This window comes from Kribbella sp. NBC_00709 (assembly GCF_036226565.1).
Classification (GTDB): domain Bacteria; phylum Actinomycetota; class Actinomycetes; order Propionibacteriales; family Kribbellaceae; genus Kribbella.
Window position 1 is genome coordinate 1,656,570 of record NZ_CP108996.1, and the last position, 22,393, is coordinate 1,678,962.

At 68.9% G+C, this 22,393-nt stretch carries 24 protein-coding genes; 11 read left to right on the top strand and 13 right to left on the bottom strand.

The features are described 5' to 3' along the window. Window positions 1-158: 158 nt before the first annotated feature. On the bottom strand, window positions 159-1,715 hold the full coding sequence (locus OHA18_RS08050; protein ID WP_329003191.1) for an MFS transporter: 1,557 nt from the start codon (window positions 1,713-1,715) through the stop codon (window positions 159-161). 100 nt (window positions 1,716-1,815) lie between these two features. Here OHA18_RS08050 and OHA18_RS08055 point away from each other — a divergent pair, with 100 nt between their 5' ends. Beyond that, entirely contained in the window at window positions 1,816-2,541 is a 726-nt protein-coding gene (locus tag OHA18_RS08055; protein ID WP_329003192.1) for a TetR/AcrR family transcriptional regulator, read from the top strand. Between the two features lie 3 nt (window positions 2,542-2,544). On the opposite strand, the gene OHA18_RS08060 is transcribed toward OHA18_RS08055, so the two are convergent. Further along, window positions 2,545-2,928 (bottom strand): cold-shock protein, encoded by a 384-nt coding sequence (locus OHA18_RS08060; RefSeq protein WP_134107541.1) that lies wholly within the window; start codon window positions 2,926-2,928, stop codon window positions 2,545-2,547. A 126-nt stretch (window positions 2,929-3,054) separates the two neighbouring features. Then, the gene (gene larE / locus OHA18_RS08065) at window positions 3,055-4,530 is read right to left on the bottom strand and encodes an ATP-dependent sacrificial sulfur transferase LarE (RefSeq protein ID WP_329003193.1); all 1,476 of its coding nucleotides are present in this window, start codon (window positions 4,528-4,530) and stop codon (window positions 3,055-3,057) included. 112 nt (window positions 4,531-4,642) lie between these two features. On the opposite strand from larE, the gene OHA18_RS08070 reads away from it, so the two are divergent. Genes OHA18_RS08070 through OHA18_RS08080 form a run of 3 tightly spaced genes read left to right on the top strand, consistent with a single transcriptional unit; the run spans window position 4,643 to window position 7,183 of the window. Beyond that, complete coding sequence (locus tag OHA18_RS08070; RefSeq protein ID WP_329003195.1) at window positions 4,643-5,572, top strand: TauD/TfdA dioxygenase family protein; 930 nt, start codon at window positions 4,643-4,645, stop codon at window positions 5,570-5,572. A 55-nt stretch (window positions 5,573-5,627) separates the two neighbouring features. Next, the gene (locus tag OHA18_RS08075; protein WP_329003196.1) at window positions 5,628-6,239 is read left to right on the top strand and encodes a TetR family transcriptional regulator; all 612 of its coding nucleotides are present in this window, start codon (window positions 5,628-5,630) and stop codon (window positions 6,237-6,239) included. Further along, window positions 6,236-7,183 (top strand): R2-like ligand-binding oxidase, encoded by a 948-nt coding sequence (locus OHA18_RS08080; protein ID WP_329003197.1) that lies wholly within the window; start codon window positions 6,236-6,238, stop codon window positions 7,181-7,183. The genes OHA18_RS08075 and OHA18_RS08080 overlap by 4 nt, the downstream gene beginning before the upstream one ends. On the opposite strand, the gene OHA18_RS08085 is transcribed toward OHA18_RS08080, so the two are convergent. After that, window positions 7,157-8,314: an MFS transporter gene (locus OHA18_RS08085; RefSeq protein ID WP_329003199.1), complete on the bottom strand. Its 1,158-nt coding sequence runs from the start codon at window positions 8,312-8,314 to the stop codon at window positions 7,157-7,159. The genes OHA18_RS08080 and OHA18_RS08085 overlap by 27 nt on opposite strands. 88 nt (window positions 8,315-8,402) lie before the next feature. Between OHA18_RS08085 and OHA18_RS08090 the strand changes: the two genes are divergently transcribed. Continuing rightward, window positions 8,403-9,287, top strand: a complete 885-nt coding sequence (locus OHA18_RS08090; protein ID WP_329003200.1) for a LysR family transcriptional regulator — start codon at window positions 8,403-8,405, stop codon at window positions 9,285-9,287. Here OHA18_RS08090 and OHA18_RS08095 read toward each other — a convergent pair. The 4 genes from OHA18_RS08095 to OHA18_RS08110 form a co-directional block, all read right to left on the bottom strand. Next, a complete protein-coding gene (locus tag OHA18_RS08095; protein ID WP_329003201.1) occupies window positions 9,269-10,342 on the bottom strand; it encodes an MSMEG_0565 family glycosyltransferase in 1,074 nt (357 codons plus the stop codon). The genes OHA18_RS08090 and OHA18_RS08095 overlap by 19 nt on opposite strands. Further along, complete coding sequence (locus OHA18_RS08100) at window positions 10,342-11,031, bottom strand: carbon-nitrogen hydrolase family protein (RefSeq protein ID WP_329003202.1); 690 nt, start codon at window positions 11,029-11,031, stop codon at window positions 10,342-10,344. The genes OHA18_RS08095 and OHA18_RS08100 overlap by 1 nt, the downstream gene beginning before the upstream one ends. A 61-nt stretch (window positions 11,032-11,092) precedes the next feature. Then, entirely contained in the window at window positions 11,093-11,344 is a 252-nt protein-coding gene (locus OHA18_RS08105; protein ID WP_329003203.1) for an FAD-dependent monooxygenase, read from the bottom strand. 132 nt (window positions 11,345-11,476) lie between these two features. After that, window positions 11,477-13,099: an AMP-binding protein gene (locus tag OHA18_RS08110; RefSeq protein WP_329003204.1), complete on the bottom strand. Its 1,623-nt coding sequence runs from the start codon at window positions 13,097-13,099 to the stop codon at window positions 11,477-11,479. A gap of 152 nt (window positions 13,100-13,251) precedes the next feature. Between OHA18_RS08110 and OHA18_RS08115 the strand changes: the two genes are divergently transcribed. Beyond that, entirely contained in the window at window positions 13,252-14,715 is a 1,464-nt protein-coding gene (locus OHA18_RS08115; protein WP_329003206.1) for a restriction endonuclease, read from the top strand. On the opposite strand, the gene OHA18_RS08120 is transcribed toward OHA18_RS08115, so the two are convergent. Continuing rightward, window positions 14,708-15,601 carry a DUF6454 family protein gene (locus OHA18_RS08120; protein WP_329003207.1) on the bottom strand — a complete coding sequence of 298 codons (894 nt, stop codon included), beginning with the start codon at window positions 15,599-15,601 and terminating at the stop codon, window positions 14,708-14,710. The two genes, OHA18_RS08115 and OHA18_RS08120, sit on opposite strands and share 8 nt — an antisense overlap. Before the next feature lie 80 nt (window positions 15,602-15,681). On the opposite strand from OHA18_RS08120, the gene OHA18_RS08125 reads away from it, so the two are divergent. Genes OHA18_RS08125 through OHA18_RS08135 form a run of 3 tightly spaced genes read left to right on the top strand, consistent with a single transcriptional unit; the run spans window position 15,682 to window position 18,388 of the window. Then, entirely contained in the window at window positions 15,682-16,296 is a 615-nt protein-coding gene (locus OHA18_RS08125) for an SIMPL domain-containing protein (RefSeq protein WP_329003208.1), read from the top strand. A gap of 60 nt (window positions 16,297-16,356) precedes the next feature. Next, a complete protein-coding gene (locus OHA18_RS08130) occupies window positions 16,357-17,592 on the top strand; it encodes an Nramp family divalent metal transporter (protein ID WP_329003210.1) in 1,236 nt (411 codons plus the stop codon). Between the two features lie 19 nt (window positions 17,593-17,611). Then, complete coding sequence (locus OHA18_RS08135) at window positions 17,612-18,388, top strand: metallophosphoesterase (protein ID WP_329003211.1); 777 nt, start codon at window positions 17,612-17,614, stop codon at window positions 18,386-18,388. Here OHA18_RS08135 and OHA18_RS08140 read toward each other — a convergent pair. Further along, window positions 18,353-18,925: a TetR/AcrR family transcriptional regulator gene (locus tag OHA18_RS08140; protein WP_329003212.1), complete on the bottom strand. Its 573-nt coding sequence runs from the start codon at window positions 18,923-18,925 to the stop codon at window positions 18,353-18,355. The genes OHA18_RS08135 and OHA18_RS08140 overlap by 36 nt on opposite strands. Before the next feature lie 85 nt (window positions 18,926-19,010). Between OHA18_RS08140 and OHA18_RS08145 the strand changes: the two genes are divergently transcribed. After that, window positions 19,011-20,066 (top strand): saccharopine dehydrogenase NADP-binding domain-containing protein, encoded by a 1,056-nt coding sequence (locus OHA18_RS08145; RefSeq protein ID WP_329003213.1) that lies wholly within the window; start codon window positions 19,011-19,013, stop codon window positions 20,064-20,066. Here the strand turns inward: OHA18_RS08145 and dmpI are convergent. Continuing rightward, window positions 20,050-20,370: a 4-oxalocrotonate tautomerase DmpI gene (gene dmpI / locus OHA18_RS08150; protein WP_329006073.1), complete on the bottom strand. Its 321-nt coding sequence runs from the start codon at window positions 20,368-20,370 to the stop codon at window positions 20,050-20,052. The two genes, OHA18_RS08145 and dmpI, sit on opposite strands and share 17 nt — an antisense overlap. Then, complete coding sequence (locus OHA18_RS08155) at window positions 20,318-21,190, bottom strand: LysR family transcriptional regulator (protein WP_329003214.1); 873 nt, start codon at window positions 21,188-21,190, stop codon at window positions 20,318-20,320. The genes dmpI and OHA18_RS08155 overlap by 53 nt, the downstream gene beginning before the upstream one ends. A 55-nt stretch (window positions 21,191-21,245) precedes the next feature. Here OHA18_RS08155 and OHA18_RS08160 point away from each other — a divergent pair, with 55 nt between their 5' ends. Beyond that, window positions 21,246-21,623 (top strand): DUF427 domain-containing protein, encoded by a 378-nt coding sequence (locus OHA18_RS08160; protein ID WP_329003215.1) that lies wholly within the window; start codon window positions 21,246-21,248, stop codon window positions 21,621-21,623. Here the strand turns inward: OHA18_RS08160 and OHA18_RS08165 are convergent. Beyond that, the gene (locus tag OHA18_RS08165; protein WP_329003216.1) at window positions 21,613-22,377 is read right to left on the bottom strand and encodes an alpha/beta fold hydrolase; all 765 of its coding nucleotides are present in this window, start codon (window positions 22,375-22,377) and stop codon (window positions 21,613-21,615) included. The genes OHA18_RS08160 and OHA18_RS08165 overlap by 11 nt on opposite strands. Window positions 22,378-22,393: the final 16 nt, after the last annotated feature.

Consider the following 22,393-nt stretch of genomic DNA (forward strand, 5'->3'; position numbering starts at 1 on the left):
GCCGAGTCGTGGCGTCGGGCGGGAAGCCTGATCCGCGAGTCGTGAATCGCGGCTGATTTCCGCAGCCGTGCTTCACGACTCGGCGGACGGTGCGGATCGGCGTTCAGCGGGGTGGACGGCGGGGGGTGTCACCGCCGGCCGCCGTCGAAGAGTTGGGGTCAGAGGGCTGGGGTTAGGTTTGCCTCCTCGGTGGCCGGCTCGGGGGTTTCGGCCGGGGTTGGGTGGGTGGTCCCGCGGAGGGTGAGGGTGGCGGTTACGGCGGTGGCCAACAGGAGGAGGGTGCCGACCAGGGCGACCACGTTCATGCTGTGGGTGAAGGCGTGGCGGGCTGTGGTCAGGACGGTGTCGGCCAGCTGACCTGGGAGGTGGGCGGCGGCGGCAGTTGCGGCCGGAAGGCCCTCGCGGACAGGAGCGGCGACACCGCCCGGCAGCGACGACGGGAGGTCGGCGCGGTACGCCGCGGTGCCGATCGAACCCAGGATCGCGATCCCGAGCGCCCCGCCGAACTCCGAGCAGGTTTCCATCACCGCGGAAGCCGAGCCGGCCCGCTCCGGGGCGACGGATCCGACGACCGCCTCGGTGACCAGCGTCATCACCATGACGAGACCGGCGGCCAGCAGACCGGCGCCGGCGAGCGGCACGGCCAGCGACGAGTCGACGTGCACCTGGGTCAGTACGGCGTACCCGGAGGCCGCGAGTACGAACGCTCCACCGATCACGTACGCCCGGTCCATCTTGTTAGCCAGCGCAGTGGCCAGCGGAGCCGCGCCACCGACGAGTACCGACGGGGCCAGCGACCACAGCGCTGCCTTCAGCGGGCTCAGTCCCTGCACCAACTGCAGGTACTGCGTGAGGAACACCGCGTTGCCGACCAGCGCCAGCGTCCCGACGGTGTTCGCGGCGAGCGATCCGCTGAACGCACGGTTCCGGAACATCGACAGGTCGACCATCGGGTGCGCCGCGGTCCGCTGCCGCTGCACGAACAGGACCCCGAACACCAGCCCGGCCACGATCGCCACCACCGGCATCACGGACGCACCGTTGGCCGCGATCTCCTTGATTCCCCAGATGACCGGTAGCACGGCGGCCAGCGACAGCACCGAACCCAGCAGGTCGAACCGTCCACGGGCAGGGGTCTTGAACTCCGGCAGCAGCATCGGCGCGAGCACCAGCAGCAGCACCATCGCCGGGGTGTTGATCAGGAACACCGAACCCCACCAGAAGTGCTCCAGCAGGAATCCACCGAGCACCGGCCCGAGGGTGATCCCGCCCATCATCACCGCGCTCCAGAACGCGATCGCCTTCGACCGCTGCTTCGGGTCGTGGAACATGTTCCGGATCAGCGCCAGGGTCGACGGCATCAGGGTCGCTCCCCCGATGCCGAGGAGGGCGCGGGCCGCGATCAGCTGCTCCGGGTTCTGCGCGTACGCCGCCGCGACCGAGGCGAGCCCGAATCCGACCGCACCGAGGATCAGCAGCCGGCGCCGACCGATCCGGTCGCCGAGCGAGCCCATGGTGATCAGCAGGCCGGCCAGCACGAACCCGTAGATGTCGAAGATCCACAGCTGCTCGGTCGCCGACACGCCGAGGTCCGCGCTGATGAACGGGACCGCGAAGTACAGCACCGACACGTCCATCGAGACCAGCAGCAGCGGCAGTGCGAGCACGCCGAGCGCGATCCATTCCTTGCGTCCCGCTCGTTCTGTCGTACTCATGACACCCTCCCAGGCGATCTGTCTACGCCGCACACTGTGTACGACATAGACAGACCATACCTGCGACTGTCTATGCTGTAAACAGATAGGATGGTGAACCATGGACGAGATCGAACTGCCCCGGGTGCTTCAGCAGCTCTGGGGGATCGAGGGGCGGAGCCGGCCGGGGCCGAAGCCTGCGTTTCAGGTTCAGGACATCGGGGACGCGGCGATCAGGCTCGCGGACGCGGGTGGGTTGGGCGCGGTGTCGATGAGCAAGGTGGCGGCCGAGCTCGGTGTCACCACGATGGCGCTCTACCGGTATGTCGAGGCGAAGGACGATCTGTACGTCGTCATGCTCGACCAGGCGTTCGGGCTACCGCCGGAGGTGAGCGATGCGGCCGGTTGGCGCGAGCGGATCACCACCTGGGCGGAGGCGTTCCAGGCTGCGTTGCAGAAGCATCCGTGGATCCTGCAGGTGCCCGTGTTCGAGCCGCCGCTGTCACCGAACCAGCTGGTGTGGATGGAGAAGGGCCTGAAGGCGTTCGAAGACACACCGTTGAACTCGAACGACCGGATGTCGGCGATGCTGCTGGTGAACATCTTCGTTCGCGGTACGACGGGGCTGAGCGTGAACATGCTGAACACGCCGCCGGACCAGGCCGCCGTGGCCGGCGAACGCTACGCCCGCAGGCTGCGGATGCTCGCGACCCCGGATCGCTTCCCGGCTATCGCGACCACGCTGGACGGGCCGCAGGACTTCATCGACAACGACCCGACCGAGTTCCGGTTCGGCCTGACTGCGGTGCTCGACGGCATCCAGTCGCTGATCAGCCGGCGCGGCTGATCGTCAGAAGTCGAGCTTGTCGGCGACACCGCGCAGTACCGTGGCCACCTGCTTGGCGGACTTGTTGTCGGGCTGGCGGCCGCGGCGGTAGTTCTCGCCGATGCGGTCGAGGAGTTTGATCAGGTCCTCGATGACGACCTGCATCTCCTCCGGCTTCGGGCGCATCGCCTTCGCGACCGACGGCGGCGGGTCGATCAGCCGGACCTGCAAGGCCTGCTCGCCCTTGCGGCCCTCGACGACACCGAACTCGACCTTCTGCCCGGGCTTCAGGTTGGTGACACCCGACGGCAAAGCCTCGGCCCGGACGTAGACGTCCCCGCCCTCCTCTTTGCTGAGGAAACCGAACCCCTTGTCGGAGTCGTACCACTTCACCTTGCCAACGGGCACGGGAACCTCTTCATCAGTATCGTCGGAAGCGATCGCGCCGTGAGGCCCGATCAGGAAACCCAGCGTACGTGACCCGGCGCAACCGCGCCTCCGGGAAACTACCTGATCCGGCAGTCTTCCCGCACCTCACAAACTCCGATACTTTTCGGGATCCGCGAGCCGCTCGTTCATCGACCCGGACCGGAACCCGCGCGGGTCCACGTGCGCCGCCGCGAACCCTTCGGCCATGACCGCATCGACCAGCTCCTGCTGATCCACCCGATCGATCAGATCCGCGTCGATCTCGATCGACGCGCTCTCGCCGAGATCACGGACGCGGACGTTCTGCACGTCGTACGACGCAAGTCGCGCGCGGACCGTCTGCTCGGCCCGATCGACCCGCGCGAGCAGGTTCGGCGTGATGCGAATCCCGTACGCGATCCGGCTCGACAGGCACGCCGCGGCCGGCTTGTCCGAGGTCTCGAGTCCCCAGCTGCGCGACGCCGTACGGATCTGCTCCTTGGTCAGCCGCGCATCCCGCAGCGGCGTCAGAGCACCGCGCTCGAACGCGGCCCGGATGCCCGGCCGGAACCCGGCGATCGCGTCGTCGGCGTTCGTCCCGGTGGCGATCGCGGTGATGCCGAACTCGTCCGCGATCGGCTGCAGCGTCTCGATCAGCTCGGCCTTGCAGAAGTAGCACCGGGCACCCGAGTTGGCCTGGTACCCCTCGCGTTCCATCTCGTGCGTGTGCGGGGTGACATGCCGTACGCCGACGGTGTCCGCGAACCGCGCTGCCGGCTCCAGCTCCGCCGACGGCAGCGAAGGAGACACCGCCGTCGCCGCGACCACGTTGGCCGGCCCGATCGCCCGGGCCGCGGCCGCGAGCAGGAACGCCGAGTCGGCGCCGCCGCTGAAGGCGACGACCATTTTGTCGTACGACGACAGCCGCTTCATCAACGCTTCCAGCCGCTGCTCGAGCACATACTCGTCGAGCCAGGCCGGGAACTCGGTCAGGTCGTTCAGTACGACGTCGGCGCCGTACGCGCGCAGCTCGTCCGCCGTGAACGGACCGGTCGCAACCGACACCGCCACGGCCCCGGCCGCGTGCGCGCCGTCGATGTCGGCGGTGTGATCGCCGACGAAGATCGTGGCCTCGTGCTCGCGCAGCGCCGTACCCTTCTCGGCTCCGTGCAGATCACCGACCGGCTCGTCGATGTCGAAGCCGAGGTGCTCCAGGTGCAGCCGGACCGACGGGGTGTACTTCGCGGAGACGACCATGGTCCGCCCGCGCAGCGCCCGGATCGCGGCCAGCGACTCGGCCACGCCCGGCAACGGCAGGCTGCCGGTGATCGCGTGCGACGGGTAGTGCTCGCGGTACCGCGCGACCATCGCGTCGACCTGGTCCTGCGGGAACCAGTTCGCCATCTCCCAGGTCAGCGGCGGCCCGAGCCGGCTGACCACCAGGTCGGTGTCGATCGGCACGCCGGTCTCGGCGGCGAGCAGATCCCAGACGGCCTGGATGCCCGGCCGGGAGTCGATCAGCGTCATGTCCAGGTCGAATCCGACCACGAGCTCCGGCACATCGGCGGCGGTCGGGGCGGGCTGAATCTCGGCGGTTGACACGTCCCCAACCCTACGTGCTCCCACCGGCCGCGGGGTCTCGCATCCCGAAACGGCCGATAAGTCCACTAATTCAGTCGGATTATGGATGATAACCGACCGTGAGGGAGCAATCATGACCACGCAACTCCAGGCACCGGAGATCACCGTCGCCAAGGCCGGCGGAGCGCTCGGCGCGGTGATCGGCAACGTCGAGCTCGGCGGCGACCTCGCGCCGGAGACCGTCGCCGCGATCCGGCAGGCGCTGCTCGACCACAAGGTGATCTTCTTCCGCGAGCAGCACCACCTCGACGACGCCGGCCAACTGGCCTTCGCCCGCTTGCTCGGTACGCCGACGCTCGCGCACCCGACCTCGAAGAGCCTCGACAACGCCGCGAACGTGCTGCCGATCGACTCCGACTACAGCAAGGCGAACAGCTGGCACACCGACGTCACGTTCGTCGACCGGATCCCCGCGATCAGCCTGCTCCGGGCCGTCACCCTGCCCGCGTACGGCGGCGCGACGACCTGGGCCAACACCGTTGCGGCGTACGCGAAACTGCCCGCCGCACTGGAGGCGCTCGTCGACCGGCTGTGGGCGGTGCACAGCAACGTGTACGACTACGCCGGCCATGCGGACGAGGGCCGGATCGGCGGGGTCGACGTGAAGTTCGAGGAGCACCACAAGCAGTTCGAGTCCAAGCGCTTCGAGACCGAGCATCCGGTGGTGCGGGTCCACCCGGAGACCGGCGAGCGGTCGCTCGTGCTCGGTCATTTCGTCCGGCGCTTCGTCGGGCTGACCAGCGCGGAGACGACCGCGTTGTTCCAGCTCCTGCAGAACCGGGTCACGAACCTCGACAACACCGTCCGCTGGCAGTGGCAGCCGGGCGACCTGGCGATCTGGGACAACCGCGCGACCCAGCACTTCGGCGTCGCCGACTACGACGACCAGCCGCGCCGGCTGCACCGGATCACGCTGGCCGGCGACGTCCCGGTCAGCGTCGACGGCGTCCGCAGTACACCGCGAACGGGTGACGCGTCGCACTACTCCTCACTTGACAACTGAGGACACTTTGTCTGAGTACTTGACACCGGTGGCGCTTTTGTAAACCCTGATCCTCATGAACTCGTTTGCCGATCGGACCAAACGCCGGCTGCGTGACGAGCTGCTCGATGCCGCCCAGGAGGCCGTCGTCACCGGTGGGTACGACGGGCTCCGGATGGCCGAGGTAGCTCGTCGGACCGGCGTTTCACGGCAGACCGTCTACAACGAGTTCGGGGACAAATGGGGCCTGCTGGAAGCAGTCGCGGCCCGCGAGACCGAGCGGTTCCTGCTGGATGTGAACACGGCGCTCGCCGAGCAGTCCGATCCGATCGACGGTCTGCGGGCCGCGGTCGAGCGGGCGCTCACACTGGCCGGGGAGAACCCGCTGGTGAAGGCCGCGCTGAGCCAGCCGGGATCCGACCAGGCCAGTCAGCTGCTGACCACACGGGGGCAGCAGGTGCTCGAACTGGCCCACCTCCGGCTGGATGCCCACGTCAGGGAGCACTGGCCGGAGGTCCCCGCGGAGGACGCGACCAGCTGCGTGGACGTCGCCTTGCGCGTCGTCATCAGCCACATCGTCACGCCGGGCCCTCCCCCGGCGGCAGTGGCCGATCAGCTGGCTCGCGTCCTCTCGCCCTTCCTCGCTCAAAAGAGCGGTCTGGCCGAGTCCAGGAGGTTGCACGTATGAACGAGCTGCACCGGAAGGGCTTCACCACCCTGAAGGCCGGTGGCCTGAACTGGGACGCGCTGCCGTTGCGCCTGTTCGACAAGGGCAACCGCAAGTTCTGGAACCCGCGGGACATCGACTTCAGCCAGGACGCGAAGGACTGGCAGGAGCTGAGCGACAACGACAAGGACAACGCGTTGATGCTCTGCTCGCAGTTCATCGCGGGCGAGGAGGCAGTGACCGAGGACCTGCAGCCGTTCCTGCAGGCGATGGCCGCCGAGGGCCGGTTCGGCGACGAGATGTACCTGACCCAGTTCTGCTTCGAGGAGGCCAAGCACACCGCGGTCTTCCGGCTCTGGCTGGACGCGGTCGGTGTCACCGAGGACCTGCACCACTACGTCGAGAACAACCCGGGGTACCGCGCGATCTTCTACGAGGCCCTTCCAGTCGCGCTGAAGTCGCTGGCCGACGACCCGTCACCGGGCAACCAGGTCCGCGCGTCGGTCACCTACAACCACGTGGTGGAAGGGACTTTGGCCCTGACCGGCTACCACGCCTGGAACCTGCTCTGTACGGCACGCGGCGTACTGCCTGGCATGCAGGAGCTGATCCGCCGGATCGGCGACGACGAGCGGCGGCACATGGCGTGGGGCACGTTCACCTGCCGCCGGCACGTCGCCGCGGACGAGGGGAACTGGAAGGTCGTCACCGACACGATGGAGGAGCTCCTCCCGCACGCGCTCACGCAGATCCAATGGGCGATGGACCACACCGCCGAGCTTCCCCCGGAGATCAACCCGACCGCGCTGATGACGTACGCCGGTGACCGCGCCACCCGCCGGCTCGGCGCGATCGAGTCGGCGGTCGGCGCGGACGTGGCCGGGATCGACCTCGACTACTCCCCCGAGAAGCTCGAGGACGACTTCGGCGACGAGGACTCAGCGGCGCTGGCTGCGGTTCGCTAGCAGGACCACGAGTGCCGCGGTCGCGAGGATCGCGGGAAGCCAGGTGACCGTCGTCGTCCCGAGATGGTCGGCGACCTGGCCGCCGGTGAAGGCGCCGAGTGCGATCGATCCGTTGTAGACCCCCACCAGGACCGCGGACGATGATTCGGGGGCACTGGGCGCCGCGGCGTGTCCCCAGGCTTGGGTGCTGACACTCGTTCCGCCGTACGCGAGGCCCCAGATCACCAGCAGGACAAGGGATCCGGCCAGCGTCGTACCGAGGATCGGCATCGCGAGGGTGGCGAGGGCGATGCCGCCCGTGATGACGGCGAGGGCGCGGCTCGGGCGGAGCGCGCCGGTGAGGAAGTTGCCGATGACACCGGCCACGCCGTACGCGAGCAGCAAGGTCCCGATCAGCGCCGGACCGGTGCGCGGCTCGATGAGCGGACGGATGTAGGTGTACGCCGCGAAATGACCGGTCACGATCAACGCGACGAGGACGAGGCCGACGCGGACCTGCTTGATGTGCAGAACCTGGATGACGTCGCTCATCCGCACCGCCTTCTCGGGTGCGAGTGCCGGCAGGTAGCTGATCAGTGTGGCGGCAAGCGCCAACGACAGCAGTCCGACGCCGGCGAACGCCCAACGCCAGCCGAGGAGCTCGCCGACGTACGCGCCGGCCGGAATCCCAAGGACAGAAGCGATTCCGATGCCGCTGAAAATCAGCGAGGTGGCGGGGCCGGCGGCGTGCTCGGGTACGACGCGACGCACGAGGCCGATCGTGAGCAGCCAGACGCCGCCGATCGAGACGGCCATCAGCACCCGGGCGAGCATGAAGATCCAGAAGACCGGTGCGAGGGCGGCGACGAATCCCGCTACGGCGAGGAGCACCATCAGTCCACCCAGGACCGCACGGCGGTCGAGTTTGCCGAGGAGGAGCGGGAGGACGGGGGCGGCTACTGCGGACACGACGCCGGTGACCGTCAGGCTGAGGCCGGCGGTGCCTTCGGTGACGTGCATGCCGGAGGCCATCGGGGTGAGCAGGCCGACCGGGAGCATCTCGGCCGTCACCACGGTGAACACGGTCGCGGCCATCGTGATCGGTGCCGCCCATCCCCGGGTGACTGCCTCGTCGGCGCAGATCGTCGTCATACATCCAGTGAGCCGTCGCGAGGTGCTCCGGAACAACGGCGATCTGGTCATGCTTGTATTAGCTGAGCTAATCGATCAGGGTGGAACCATGGCTGTCGAGATCCGTGAACTGGAGACATTCCTGGTGCTCGCGGACGAGCTGCACTTCGGCCGTACTGCGGAGCGCCTGTACCTCTCGCAGAGCCGGGTCAGCCAGCTGCTGCAGTCACTGGAGCGCCGGATCGGCGGCCCGCTGTTCGAGCGGACCAGCCGAAGGGTCGCGCTGACACCGCTCGGCAAGGAGTTCCTGACCTCGCTGCGACCGGCGTACGCCGCCCTCGAGCGGGTGGTGGAGAACGCTCGCGAATACGCGAACAACGTGAAGGGCAAGCTCCAGATCGGTTTCCAGGGCGCCGCCAACGACACCGTCCTCAAGGCGGTCGCGGAGTTCCAGACCCATCACCCTGACTGTTTGATCGACGTCTGCGAACTGCCGCTCAACGATCCCTTCGGCGCCGTACGCCGGGGTGCGGTCGATGCCGCGGTCGTCATGTTGCCCGTCGCCGAGGACGACCTGGTCCTCGGCCCGGTCTTCTCGCGGCAGCAGCAAACCCTGACGGTCTGCTCGAGTCATCGGCTCGCCACCCGGTCGTCGATCGAGGCCGAGGAGTTGGCCGACGAGACCCTGATCGCGATCGCCGGACCGGCTCCCGGGTACTGGCGTCAGGCCCAGGCGCCCACCCAGACACCGTCCGGCGCGCTGATCCACCGCGGTCCCGAGGTGCACACCTTGCAGGAGGGCCTGTCCCTGATCGCCGCCGGCCGAGGTGGCATGCTCGTATGCCGCTCCACCGCCAACCGCAACGGGCGGTGGGGCGGCATCGTCAACGTCCCCATCACCGGACTCCCCGACTCCGTCCTCGGCCTGGTCTGGCGGCGCGGCGAGGACACTCCCGCGTTGAAGGCGTTCGCCGATCAGTTGAGGCGTGAGTAGAAGTCCAGGTGGGCCTCGGCCGCCGCGGACCAGGTGTAGGTGTCGGCGACCTTGCGCCCAAGGTCCGCGCGGCTGTGGTCCGCTGCGCTGAGGGCGTCGGCCAGGGCGGCCGGACCCGTCGCGTACGTCGCCGCGTCGCCGAAGATCTCGTGGAAGACGGGGAGATCCGAGACCACCAGCGGGACGCCGGCGGCCAGCGCCTCCAACGGGGCGAGGCCGAAACCCTCTTTGGCAGAAGGAAAAGCGAACACCTCGGCAGCCGCGACGAGACTCGGCAACCGCGCGTCGTCGACGGTGCCGAGCACGACCGGTACGACGTCGAACTCCGCCGCACGCTCCTCCCAGGCGGCGCGATAATCGCGGTAGTCGAAGAGCGTCTCACCGCCGGCGATCACGAGCTTCAGCTCCGGCGTACCGAGACGGGCGTACGCCTCGAGCAGGTCGAGTGAACCCTTGCGAGGCTCGATGCCGCCGACTGTGAGGACATAGCGGCCGAGCTGCCGGCGCCACTCGTCCCGCCGGGCGGCGGCGACCGGATCGGCGGATGCGGCGGCCGTGAACCGGGCGGCATCCACGCCGTTCGGGATAACTGTTGCCTTAAGCCCCCAACCGGAGAGCAGCTCGCCGGCGACCGCGGCGGACACGCAGATGTGCGCGGACGGGTCCACGATCGCGCGCTCGTGACAGGCCGCCAGCTCGGGCGTGGTGAAGTGGTCGAGGTGATGCACGGTCCGGATACAGCGGCCGGCGGCGTTCGCGCTGATGCAGTCCTGCGCGTGCACGACGTCGTACTGCGATCCGTCGAAGGCGTCCCGCAGTACGGCGATCGAGCGGAGGATGCGCGGGCCGACGCCCTCACCGGGCCGGTCGGGGAACGGAACCAGCGACAACCGGACGCGCGGATCGACCGGGCGGAAGAAGCCCTCGTCGCCACCCCGCGCGAGCGACCAGACGGTCACGTCGGCGCCGGCCGCCGCCAGCGCCTCGGCCAGGTACAGCGTGTGCACGACGCCGCCGCGCGGTTTGGTCGAGTAGCTGAGCAGCGCGATCCGCATCAGTACACCTCCGGACGGCGTTCGCCGAGGTGGTGCAGCACCCGGCGGGCGGTCTCGATCTCGGCCCGTACGTCGACCTCGGCGATCGCGATGCCGGCCTTCGACCAGGTCCGGGCGACGATGTCGCCGCCCGGTCCGACCACCTTGGACTGGCCGAGGAATCGCAGGCCGCCGATCGAGCCGGTCAGGTTCGACGAGACCAGCACGACCTGGTTCTCGGCCGCCCGGGACCGGTCGTACAGATCGAACAGCCGGGACTGGCGGTCCTCGTTCATCCGGGCCGCCCGGTTGGTGATGCTGGTCGGCCAGGCGCACAGGCAGGCGATCACGTCGGCGCCGTCGACGGCCAGCGCCCGGGCCGCCTCCGGGAACGTCTCGTCGTAGTCGATCATCATGCCGAGCCGGCCGACCGGGGTGTCGAACCCGGCGAACTCGTTGCCCGCGGCATAGATCGTGCGTTCGCCCGGCGGCTGGTGCACCTTGCGATGCCGGCCGAGGACGCCGTCCCCGGTGACGCACAGCGCGGTGTTGTAGCGGTTCGGCCCGTCCGCCTCGCAGAAGCCGAAGCAGACCACCATGTCGCCCGCCATCGCGATCACCTTCGAGATCAGCGGATCGTCGAGCTCCAGCGCGGGCGGAAGGTCGTCGAGCGCCGGATTGCTCAGGTCGTTGAGGTAGCCGCCGAGCAATCCGCCCGATCGGCCACCGCATCAACACATGCGGCGCCCCACCCCGCCGACGCGCCGGCCACTACCCCTTACGTCCGAAGAAGTGCCGAGACGTCTCGCCGCTTCTTCGGACGTAACGGAGCGGGCGGTGACCAGGCGGCTGCCTTGCCACCAGGCGAGGTCGGGAGCGGCGGTTGCGCGGACTGGCGACCCGATCCGCCTCCAGCACAAGGTGATCCACGCCGTGGTGGCTCAATTGCCAACTGGTCGCGAGGCCCGCCTGACCGCCGCCGATCACGACGACGGAATGATGCGCACCGTCGGTGAGTTGCATGCCGGCTCCCGGGGTCTCGGTCCGTCCTGGATGTGTTCCAGTGAAGGACCGCCCAGTTGCCCCGCTGTTGCCTCCGGAACAAACTCACGTTTCCAAACTGCCCCGCCGGGTTTCGCGTGTGTAACCAGGCATTCACCCCAGGCCGAGGTACTCCACGGACTTCTCCCGCATCTCGACCTTGCGGATCTTGCCCGTCACCGTCATCGGGAAGTCGTCCACCAGCACGACGTACTTCGGGATCTTGAAGTGCGCCAGCTTGCCGGTGGCGAACGTCCGGACCGCGTCGGCGTCGAGCGGGTCGGCGCCGGGCTTGAGCTTGATCCAGGCGCAGAGCTCCTCGCCGTACCGTTCGTCGGGGACACCAATGACCTGGACGTCGGCGATCGACGGGTGGGTGTAGAGGAACTCCTCGATCTCCCGCGGATAGACGTTCTCGCCGCCGCGGATGACCATGTCCTTGATCCGGCCGACGATGTTCACGTACCCGTCCTCGCGCATGGTGGCGAGGTCGCCGGTGTGCATCCAGCGGGCCTGGTCGATCGCCTCCGCGGTCTTCTCCGGCTCGTCCCAGTAGCCGAGCATCACGGAGTACCCGCGGGTGCACAGCTCGCCGGGCTCGTTCCGGGGTACGACGAGACCGGTGGCCGGATCGACGAGCTTCACCTCGACGTGGGGCATCACGCGGCCGACCGTCGACGTACGCCGGTCGAGGTCGTCGTCGCGTCTGGTCTGCGTGGACACCGGCGACGTCTCGGTCATCCCGTAGCAGATCGCGACCTCGGCCATGTGCATGTCGGCGACGCAACGCTTCATCACCTCGACCGGGCACGGCGATCCGGCCATCACGCCCGTCCGCAGGCTGGTCAGGTCGTACTCGGCGAAGTCCGGCAGCCCGAGCTCGGCGATGAACATCGTCGGTACGCCGTACAGCCCCGTGCACCGCTCGTCCTGCACGGCCCGCAGGGTCGCGGCCGGATCGAACGCGGGGCCGGGGATCACCATGCAGGCGCCGTGCGTGGTGCAGCCCAGATTGCCCATCACCATGCCGAAGCAGTGGTAGAAGGGCACCGGGATGCACAGCCGGTCGTCGGCGGTGAACGCGATCGTCTCGGTGACGAAGAAGCCGTTGTTGAGGATGTTGTGGTGGCTGAGGGTCGCGCCCTTCGGGAATCCCGTGGTGCCGCTGGTGTACTGGATGTTGATCGGGTCGTCGAAGGACAGCTCCGCCTCACGGGCGTTGAGCTGGTCGACGCTGATCCGGCCGGCGTCGTCGCGGAGCGCGTCCCAGTCGCCGGTGCCGAGGTAGACGGTCTCCTCGAGCGCCGGGCATTTCGGCCGGACCTCCTCGACCATCTCCCGGTAGTTGCTGGTCTTGAACTCGGTCGCCGAGACGAGCAGCCGGACGCCGGACTGGTTCAGCGCGTAGGCCAGCTCGTGGGTGCGGTACGCCGGGTTGATGTTCACCAGGATCGCGCCCATCAACGCGGTCGCGTACTGCGTGATCGTCCACTCGGCCTGGTTCGGAGCCCAGATACCGACCCGGTCGCCCTTCGCGATCCCCCGCGCCAGCAGGCCGCGGGCGACCAGTTCCACCTCGGCGCCGAACTCGTTGTACGTCCAGCGCCTTCCGGTCCGGACCTCCACCAGCGCCTCGCGAACCCCGTACTCGCGGATCGTCCGTCTCAGGTTGGCCCCGATCGTTTCCCCCAGCAACGGAACCTCGGACACCCCGGACGCGTACGACGAAAGGCTCATCTCCTCATCGTCACCTCGGCCAGATACCTCTGCAAGTGCACGTGCGGCAGGAAACAGGGGGTGGACGGCAAGCAATGTCCTCCCCAACTCTGCGTCACAACGGTCGCACAGCGTGGTTGGACCGTTACATTGGTGCCGAGAGGTGTGAGGCGATGGACCGATCGATGGAAGGTCACGCCCGCAGCGATCGTCCGCCGCGACGCTCCGCCGAGGCGGCGCAACGTACCGCTGCGGTACAGGAACGCGTCCAGGTCCTGGGCAACATCCTGGCCGACGCGCTGGCCGTCGATGTCGACGGCACCGATCTGCAGACCCTGAAACGCGCGCCGCGACGGGCTCCGCCGACCGTGTCGCCGGCCGACCTCGACGCGCATCCCGGACCTGTCTGGGATGCGTTCGTGCCCCACCCGCCGGGGACGTTCCGCTGGTGGGGCGCCGAGCGAAGGTTCGCGCGCCGGCTCGCCGACGCGGAGGACCGGTTCGCGGAGGCGATCGAACGGCACCGGGCCGCCGAGGAGACCCGTCGCGAACGGGTCACCAAGGCGCTGCGGGAGCAGGTCGAGCACCAGCGCCGGCTCGACGAGGCGACCGCGGAACAGCACGCGCGGATCGACGCCTACGAACGCGCGGTGGAGAACCGCGGCCGTGAAGCAGTCACGCGGTACTTCACCAAGGCGCTGGACCGGGTGCCGGAGCCGCTGGACTTTCCACGCCGGCACAAGGTCGGGTACGTGCCCGAGTCGACGCTGCTAGCGGTGGAGTGGGATCTGCCCGACGTCAGCGTCGTACCGGCCGAGGCGTCGTACCGCTATGACCGGACCGTCGACGCAGTGCTCGCCGTACCTCGCGATCCGGCGGAGCTGCGGCGGCTGTATCAGCAACTGGTGGCGCAGCTGGCCCTGCGAGCCCTGCACCTCGTCTTCGGCAGTGACCGGTACGGCGTGGTCGACACGGTCGTGTTCAACGGGATGGTGGAGTCGGTGGACCTCACCACCGGGCAGACCGTGCGGCCGTGCCTCATCACGTTGCGGGCAACGCGGGAGCAGTTCCAGGCGCTGGTGCTCGACCAGCTCGACCCGGTGGCCTGCGTACGGCACTACTTCGCTGCGGAGGTGTCACGGCACCCGGAGGAGCTGCAGCCGGTGGAGCCGGTGCTGGAGTTCGACCTGGCCGATCCACGCGCCATCGAGGCAGTGGACGTGATCAGCGAGATCGACGCCCGGCCGAACCTGCTGGACCTGAGCCCGGAGTCGTTCGAGCACCTCGTGCACAACCTGCTCACCCGCATGGGCCTGGAGACCCGCCTGTTCCGCCGCGGCACCGACGGCGGGATCGACTGCGTGGCGTACGACCCGCGCCCGATCACCGGCGGCAAGTTCGTCGTACAGGCGAAGCTCTGGACCCGCACCGTCCCCCCGTCTGCAGTCCGCGACCTCTTCGGCACCGTAGTAGACGCCGGCGCCACCAAAGGCATCCTCATCACCACCTCCGGCTTCGGCCCCACCAGCTACCAGTTCGCCAACGGCAAACCCCTCCAACTGATAGACGGCACAGCCCTCCTCTCCCTCTGCCACCTCCACAACATCCCCGCCCGAATAATCCCCAGAGCTAGCTGAGTGGGGTTTCGTAGATCTGGAGTTCGGTGAGGTCGGGGGTTTGGCTGTCGTCGGGGGCTGTGAGGAGGCGGAGGTGGGTGGGGGTGGTTTCGAGGGCTACTGGGTTGCGGGTGGCGGTTTGGTTGGTGGTGGGGGAGAAGTGCGGGAAGGGGATCTCGTGCAGGATGCGGTTGGTGCGGAGGTCGAGGAGGGCCAGGCCGCCCAGGTCGTACGACGTGTTGTTCGGGCCGGGCAGGGTGGTCACGCCGCCGCACAGCTGCTTGCCGTGGGCGACGTAGCTGCAGTCCTGGTAGTCGAGCAGGTGTGACTCGTTGGCGACCTTGCCGAGCTGCTTGCCGGTGGGAGTCCAGTTGTAGAGCGTGCGGGAGCCCCAGCTGATCCCGTGCACCCGACCGGTCGTCCGGTCGCGCACTACTCCCCCGACGTGGTCCTCCACCCGGAACCGCTCGGTCACCTCGTAGGTCTTCGGGTCGACCGTGTAGACGATCGCCCGCGAGTTCGGCCGGTACTCCGCTGCCGGCACCCACAGGTCCTTCCCGTCGAAGTCCAGTCCGCCCGGGTGGTACGCCGTACCCTCACCGAGCCGGATGTCCCGCTTGAAATTCCCCTGCCGGTCCATGACGAACAGATGCCCGTTTCCCTTCCCCGGAGTCCGGTCGTAACCGTCCACCGGCACCGGGTACTTCACCGGCGCCTCCAGCACCTCGACGCTGCTCATGAAGATCAGGTCCCCTACCAGCGCGAAGCCCTGCGGGTGGTACGCCGGGAACTTCAACGGCAGCCGCTCCACCAGCGACCACGCCGTACTGCGGTCTGTGGCCCGGAAGGCACGTGTCACGTCCGAGTCCCGTGCGGTGGTCAGACCGGTCAGAAGGCGCCTGTACATCAGAGTCTCCTCAGATCGAATGCCAATGCTGCAGTGTGGAATGCCCAGGGTGGCTTGCTGGTGATGCCAGACTGACGGTCATGGACACAGGGGTGAGTGTTGTCGGGTCAGGGCAGGTCAGTGGTACGCCTGATGTGCTGCGGGTGTCGTTGGGAGTTGAGCATGCCGCTCCGGACGTAGCGTCGGCTGTTGCTCGCGTCGGGGAGCGTACGGATGCGGTGATGGCGGCGTTGCGCGGGCTGGGCATCGAGGAGTCGCAGCTGGGGACCAGTGCGGTGAATGTGTACCAGGACTACCGGGAGCCCGACTCGGCCCCGGCGTACCGGGCGTCGCACACCATCTCCATCGAGACCGGCGACCTGACCGGGTTCGGTGAGCTGCTCAACGCGGCGGTCGATGCCGCAGGCAACAGCCTGAGCCTGCACGGGATGCAGTTCGACATCGAGGACAAGACCGATCTGCTGATCCAGGCCCGCGAGCTCGCGTTCCAGCAGGCCAAGGAGAAGGCCGGGCAACTCGCGGCCCTGGCCGGCTTCTCGCTCGGCTCGGTCACCGCCATGGCGGAGACCCAGGGCCACTTCCCGATCCGCGCGGCCGCGAACGCCAGCAAGGGCGCCTACGATTCAGCGCTCAACATCACTCCGGGCGACCACACCGTCAGTGTCTCGCTCGAGGTGCACTTCGCCTGGGCGTAACGCGCGTCTCAAAACCAGAACAGGTGTTGCGTTGTCGGCGCCGTCATGGAGACTGCTCTCATGTACGCACCGGCGCCGCTCCGACGGCAACTGAGCCGGTCCGGGCTCTTACTGCTCGGACCGGCCTTCGTTGCGGCCGTCGCGTACGTCGATCCGGGCAACTTCGCGACCAACATCGCGGCCGGCGCTACGTACGGTTACCTCCTGTGCTGGGTGGTCGTCGGCGCCAACCTGATGGCCGTCCTGGTGCAGTACCTGGCCGCCAAGGCGAGCATCGCGACCGGGCGGACCCTGCCCCAGCTGTGCCGTGACCACTTCCGACGGTCGACGTCGACCGGGCTGTGGGCGCAGGCCGAGGTCGTGGCGATCGCGACCGACCTGGCCGAGGTGGTCGGCGGCGCGATCGCGCTGAACCTGCTGTTCAAGGTTCCACTGCTCCTCGGCGGCGCGATCACCGGCGCCGTCTCGTTCGGACTACTGATCTACCAGTCGAAGCGCGGCCAACGCCCGTTCGAAGCGGCGATCATCGGGCTGCTCGCCGTCGTACTGATCGGCTTCGTGGTGTCGACGGCGAAGTCGGACCCGTCCGCGAGCGGCGTGGTCGGCGGCCTCGTGCCCCGCTTGGACGGCACCCAGTCCCTCGTCCTCGCCGCCGGCATGCTCGGCGCGACCGTGATGCCGCACGCGATCTGGCTGCACGGCGCCCTGGTCACCGACCGGCACTGGAAGAGCATCCGCTCCCAGGAAGGCAAATCCCGGGTACTGCGCGCCACCCGCCTCGACGTGGCGATCGCGATGGCCCTGGCCGGCGCGGTCAACCTGGCCATGGTCGTCCTGGCCGCAGCCGCCCTCAAGGGCACCGGCGCCGACTCGCTCGACGCGGCCCACATCGCCATCGGTGACCGCCTCGGCCACCTCCCCGCCCTGCTGTTCGCGCTCGCCCTGCTGGCCAGCGGATTCGCCTCGTCCTCGGTCGGCACGTACGCCGGATCCGTCATCCTGGACGGCTTCTGGCGACGACACGTCCCGCTCGCGGCCCGGCGCCTGATCACCCTGATCCCGGCCCTGCTGGTGCTCGCGATCGGCATCAACCCCAGCCGCGCCCTGGTCGTCTCCCAGGTCGTCCTGAGCTTCGGCATCCCCTGCGCACTCTGGCCGTTGGTGAGATTGACCGCATCCCGGCGCGTCATGGGTAACCTTGTCAACCGCTGGGCGACTACTCTCGCCGCATGCCTGGTAGCGACCGCCGTCACGGCCCTCAACGTCGTACTGATCGTGCTGACCATTCGGGGATGACGTGACCCGGGTGTTCGCCGTGAGCGACATCCACGGCCACCTGGAGAAACTGACCGCCGCGCTGCACGACGCCGGCCTCACCGATGCCGACGGCAACTGGGCCGGCCAGGACGTCCGGCTGTGGTTCCTCGGCGACTTCTTCGACCGCGGCCCGGACGGCATCGGCGTACTGCGCTATGTCCGCGACCTGATCGAGCAGGCGCCGGACGGCGCGATCGAGATGCTGCTCGGCAACCACGAGATCCTCGCGCTGGGGATGCGCAAGTTCGATGACACGTTCGTCCCGCACGACGGCATCACCCTGCGCAGCTTCGAGCGTTCCTGGGCCCTGAACGGCGGCCAGGACCGCGACCAGGAGCTGCTCACCGACGACGACCAGGCCTGGCTGCTCGACCGGCCGATGATCGCCCTGGACGCCGGCCACCTGCTGATGCACTCCGACACCGCGGAGTACGTCGAGTGGGGCGACTCGCTCGACGCGATCAACGCCGCGGCCGGCGCCGAGCTGCACTCCGACGACATCGAGGTGTGGTGGGAGATCTGGCGCCGGATGACGTCGCGGTACGCGTTCCGCGGCGACAGCGGGCCTGAGATCGCCCGGATCATGCTCGAGCACCTCGGCGGTCACCGGATCGTGCACGGCCACAGCATCGTGGCCGACCAGCTCGGCATCGACCCGCGGTTCCTGACCGGGCCGCACCTGTACGCCGACGGTCTCGTGCTGGGGATCGACGGCGGCGCCTTCGACGGCGGACCGTGCCTAGTCGTCGAGCTGGAAGAGCTCACCGCGGAGTGAGCCGACCACGGCGTCCAGGCAGGACCGGAAGGTCCGCTGCCCACCGCCGTCGATCCATCGGCTGAAGGCGTTCTGGAACACCGCCGACCCGACCTGAGCGACCAGCATCGCCTCTTCGGTCGGTACCCCGCGCTCCACGAGGCCGTCCCGCAGCGCGTCGGTGACTGACGCCAGCTTGGTCCGCTCCCGCTCCTGCAACTCCGGGCTGGCTGCGATGACGGCACGGCGTACGTCGGAGTTCTCCGCGATCTCGGCCAGCTGCGCACCGATCGCCTCGGCCGCTCGGAGCACGGCCGGCCAGGGTGCGACGGCTGGATCGACGGCGCGGATCGCCTCGGTGACGGCCGCGGGCAACCGTTCCGCGCCCGCGAACAGGACCTCGCGCTTGTCCGGGAAGTAGCGGAAGTACGAGCGCCGGGTCAGCCCGGCCTGCTCGGCGATCTGGTTGACGGTCACGGCGTCGTACCCGTGCGCGGCGTACAGCTCGAGGGCGGCCTTGCGCAGCCGCTCCTCCGCACCGGGATCCCATCGCGCCATGCACCCGAGCTTAGCGTGACGTCCCACAGTGTCATCAACCGTGCTACGGTCGCTGACGACACCCTGAGACATCACTGGAGAGCTGATGACCATCTGGATTCTTGGCGCGACCGGCCGGACCGGGCGCGAGATCGCGACCCGCGTCGCCGCCCGCGGCGGTACGCCGGTGCTGGTCGGACGGAACGCGGATCGCCTCCGCAAGACCGCCGCCGACCTGGGGCTCGGCGGCGTGGAGGTGATCGCGACCGACGACCTGCCCGGCGAGATCGGACGGCGCCGGCCGGCGGTCGTGGTCAACACCATCGGCGGGTACGCCGAGACCGCCGTACCGATCGCCCGCGCCTGCCTGCCCGGCGGTGGGCACTACGTTGACCTGGCCAACGATCTGGTCGCGATGCCGCGGCTGCTGGCGTTGCACGACGAGGCAGCCGCGGCGGGCAGCACCTTCGTGACGGGCGCCGGGTTCGGCGTACTGGGAGTCGAGGCGGTGGTCGCTCGCCTGTGCGCGGACCGGGTGACGCCGAGCCGGGTGCGGGTGGACGCACTGCCGTCGGTGACGATCGAGGGTGGGCCACTGGGCGAGGCGCTGGCGCAGTCGATCGTGTCCGGGCTGACCACCGGCGGGCTCCGGTTCGAGAACGGGCGCATGGTCCCGACCCGGCCGGCAGCCGATCCGCGGGAGCATGCCCTGCCTGACGGCGAGAAGGCAAAGTCCGCCGGTGCTCCGACCGGTGAGTTGCTCGCGGCCCAACTGTCGAGCGGTGCGCCGGAGGTCGTCTCGACATCGGGTTTGATGCCTACGGCACCAGTCCTGCGGGCCGTCCTGCCGTTGATCAGATCGCTGTTGAAGATCGGGGCGCTACGACGGTTCGCCGTACGCCGGCTGGGTGCGATCGAGTTGAAGCCGGCGCCGCGGCCGCGGGAACACTCCTGGGGTCATGCGGTCGTGACGTGGGCGGACGGCACCACGCGGGAGGGATGGCTGCGGGCCGGGGACGCCATGGAGTTCACCACGAGCGTCACCGCGGAGACCGCCGTACGCCTGGCTCGAGGCGAGGGCCGGGCCGGTGCGTACACGCCGGCCCGCGCCCTCGGCCCCGAACTCGCGGAAGCAGCCGGTGCGACTATTTGTCAGCTGTGAGGGTGCCGCCGATGGCCCAGCTGTCCGGCGGGGTCTCCTGGATCCAGACCTGGACGCTCTCGGCCGGGACGCCGAGGCTGTCGACGAAGGCGTCGGTGACCTTCTGGACCAGTTCGCGCTTGAGCTCCGGGGTCCGCGGGCCTTGCAGGACGGTGACGATGGGCATCGGATCTTCCTTTCTCCGTTGGGTTGTGAGCCCATTCCAGTCGCGTTGGCGGCTGGGAACGAGACGGAGATCCGATCTGCTCCCATCACTCGAACTGATCGGATGCCTTCCGGCAGGCTTCGAGCAGTACGGCGAGATCGCCGCCGACCGTGGTGCCGGCGGGGACGGCCAGGCTCGTGGTCAGCGCCATCCGCGGGCGCGGCCGGCGGAACACCACTCGTCCTTCGCGGAGCAGGCGCGCGTGCGATTCATAGATGACAGTCCAGCTCGGGGCGCCGGCGCCGATCGCGGCATGCGTGTCCTGCAGGCTGCTGGAGCGCGGGCCGAGCACCGGCTCGAAGCCTGCGGCGGCGCAGGCCGACATGACCAGGTCGACGAGCGGTGGATTGGTGCGGCGCGTGGTGATGCGGAGCGGGAGGTCGCGGAGGTCGCTGAATTCGATCTCGCCGTCGGGCGCCGCGGAGGCGGGTAGTGCGATCAGCAGGTCGTCTTCCCAGACCGGGACGAACTCCAGGCCGGCGACTTCGTCGAGACCTCGGACGAAGGCGGCGTCCAGCTGGCCGCCGCGGACCCGGTCCAGGCGGGCGCGGGTCGACGTACTGACCAGCTCGACGTGAAGACCTCCCGACGAGAGCTCAGCCACCACGGTCTCCAGCCGCGCTCCCAGTCCTGTGCTGGTGCCGAGGCGGAGTGTTCTGCCGGGGCGGTCGGTGGCGGCGGCGCGGGCGGTCTCGACTGACGCGAGCACGGCACGGGCGGCCGGGAGGAAGCGTTGGCCGGCCTCGGTGAGGCGGATCGCGCGGGCCGAGCGGTCGAACAGCAGCACGTCCAGCTCGCGTTCCAGCCGGGCGATCTGCTGGCTGACACCGGGCTGGCCGATGCCGAGCTGCTCGGCGGCCCGGCCGAAGTTCAGTACCTCGGCCACCGTCACGAAGTACTCGATCTGCCGTAACTCCACATCCGACATGATCTACCGGGGAATGACCTCGCGGCGACCGGGGTTGTCAGCAGGTATGGCGGACAAGACTGTGAAGATTCCTGGGCCGGACCACCCGATCACGGTCGGGAAGAACCCGGATCGCGTGGTTGTGAAGGTCGGTGACCAGGTGATCGCGGACACCCGCGACGCGCTGTCGCTGCAGGAGGCCAGCTATCCGGCGGTGCAGTACATCCCGCGGAAGGACGTCGACCTCACGCAGCTCGAGCGGACCGACCACGAGTCGTACTGCCCGTACAAGGGCGACGCGGCGTACTACAGCGTCCTCCCCGCCGGGGCGGGCGGGGTGAACGCGGTCTGGACCTACGAGCAGCCCTACGACGCGGTCGCGGACATCCGCGAGCACGTCGCGTTCTACCCCGACAAGGTGTCGATCGAGATCATCACCGACTGACGAAGTCGGTGACCACCGGCGCGAGCAGCTCCGGCGGTACGACGTGGTGCTGGCCCGCGAGCTCGACGAGTTCGGCCGCGGGCAGGATCGTCACGATGCGATGCGCCGCGTCGACCATGAACGGCGCCGACACGGTACCCGCGAGGACGAGCGTTTCCGGCTTGATCGCGCGCAGCAGCTCGACCGGGGTACCGGTGCCTGCGAGGCCGTGTTCCATCACCGCGAAGTCGTAGGCGAGCGTGGGCGCGCGGTCCGCGACCGTGGGGGCGTACTCGAGCGCATCCTGCTTCGGCAGTCCGGTCATCATCAGGAACAGCTCGACGGCCTCCCGGTTCTGCCCCGCGCGGATCAGCTCCAGGACCTGCTCGCCGTCGTCGGACGGATCCACGTCATCTGGCCCGTACGGCGGCTCGTGCAGCACGACGTGCGTGAACGGCAATCCGGTGCTCGCCGCGACCGCTGCGAGTCCCGCGCCGGACGAGTGCCCGTAGATGGCCGCCGTACCCCCGAGGACCGCGACCAGTGCGGCGATGTCGTCGACCTCGCGCTGGACGGCGTACGACGTACTGTCGCCCGAGTCGCCGCGACCGCGCCGGTCGTACGTCACCACGTCGAACTGGCTCGTCAGCTCGTCGGCCAGCGGCCGGAGCGACTGGCGGTCGCACAACGCTCCCCCGACCAGGATCAACGGGTGCCCGCTGCCCAGTCTGTCGTAGGCGATCGTCGTACCGTCCGCAGACGTCACTGTCTCCATGCTGCCCTCCAGTTTG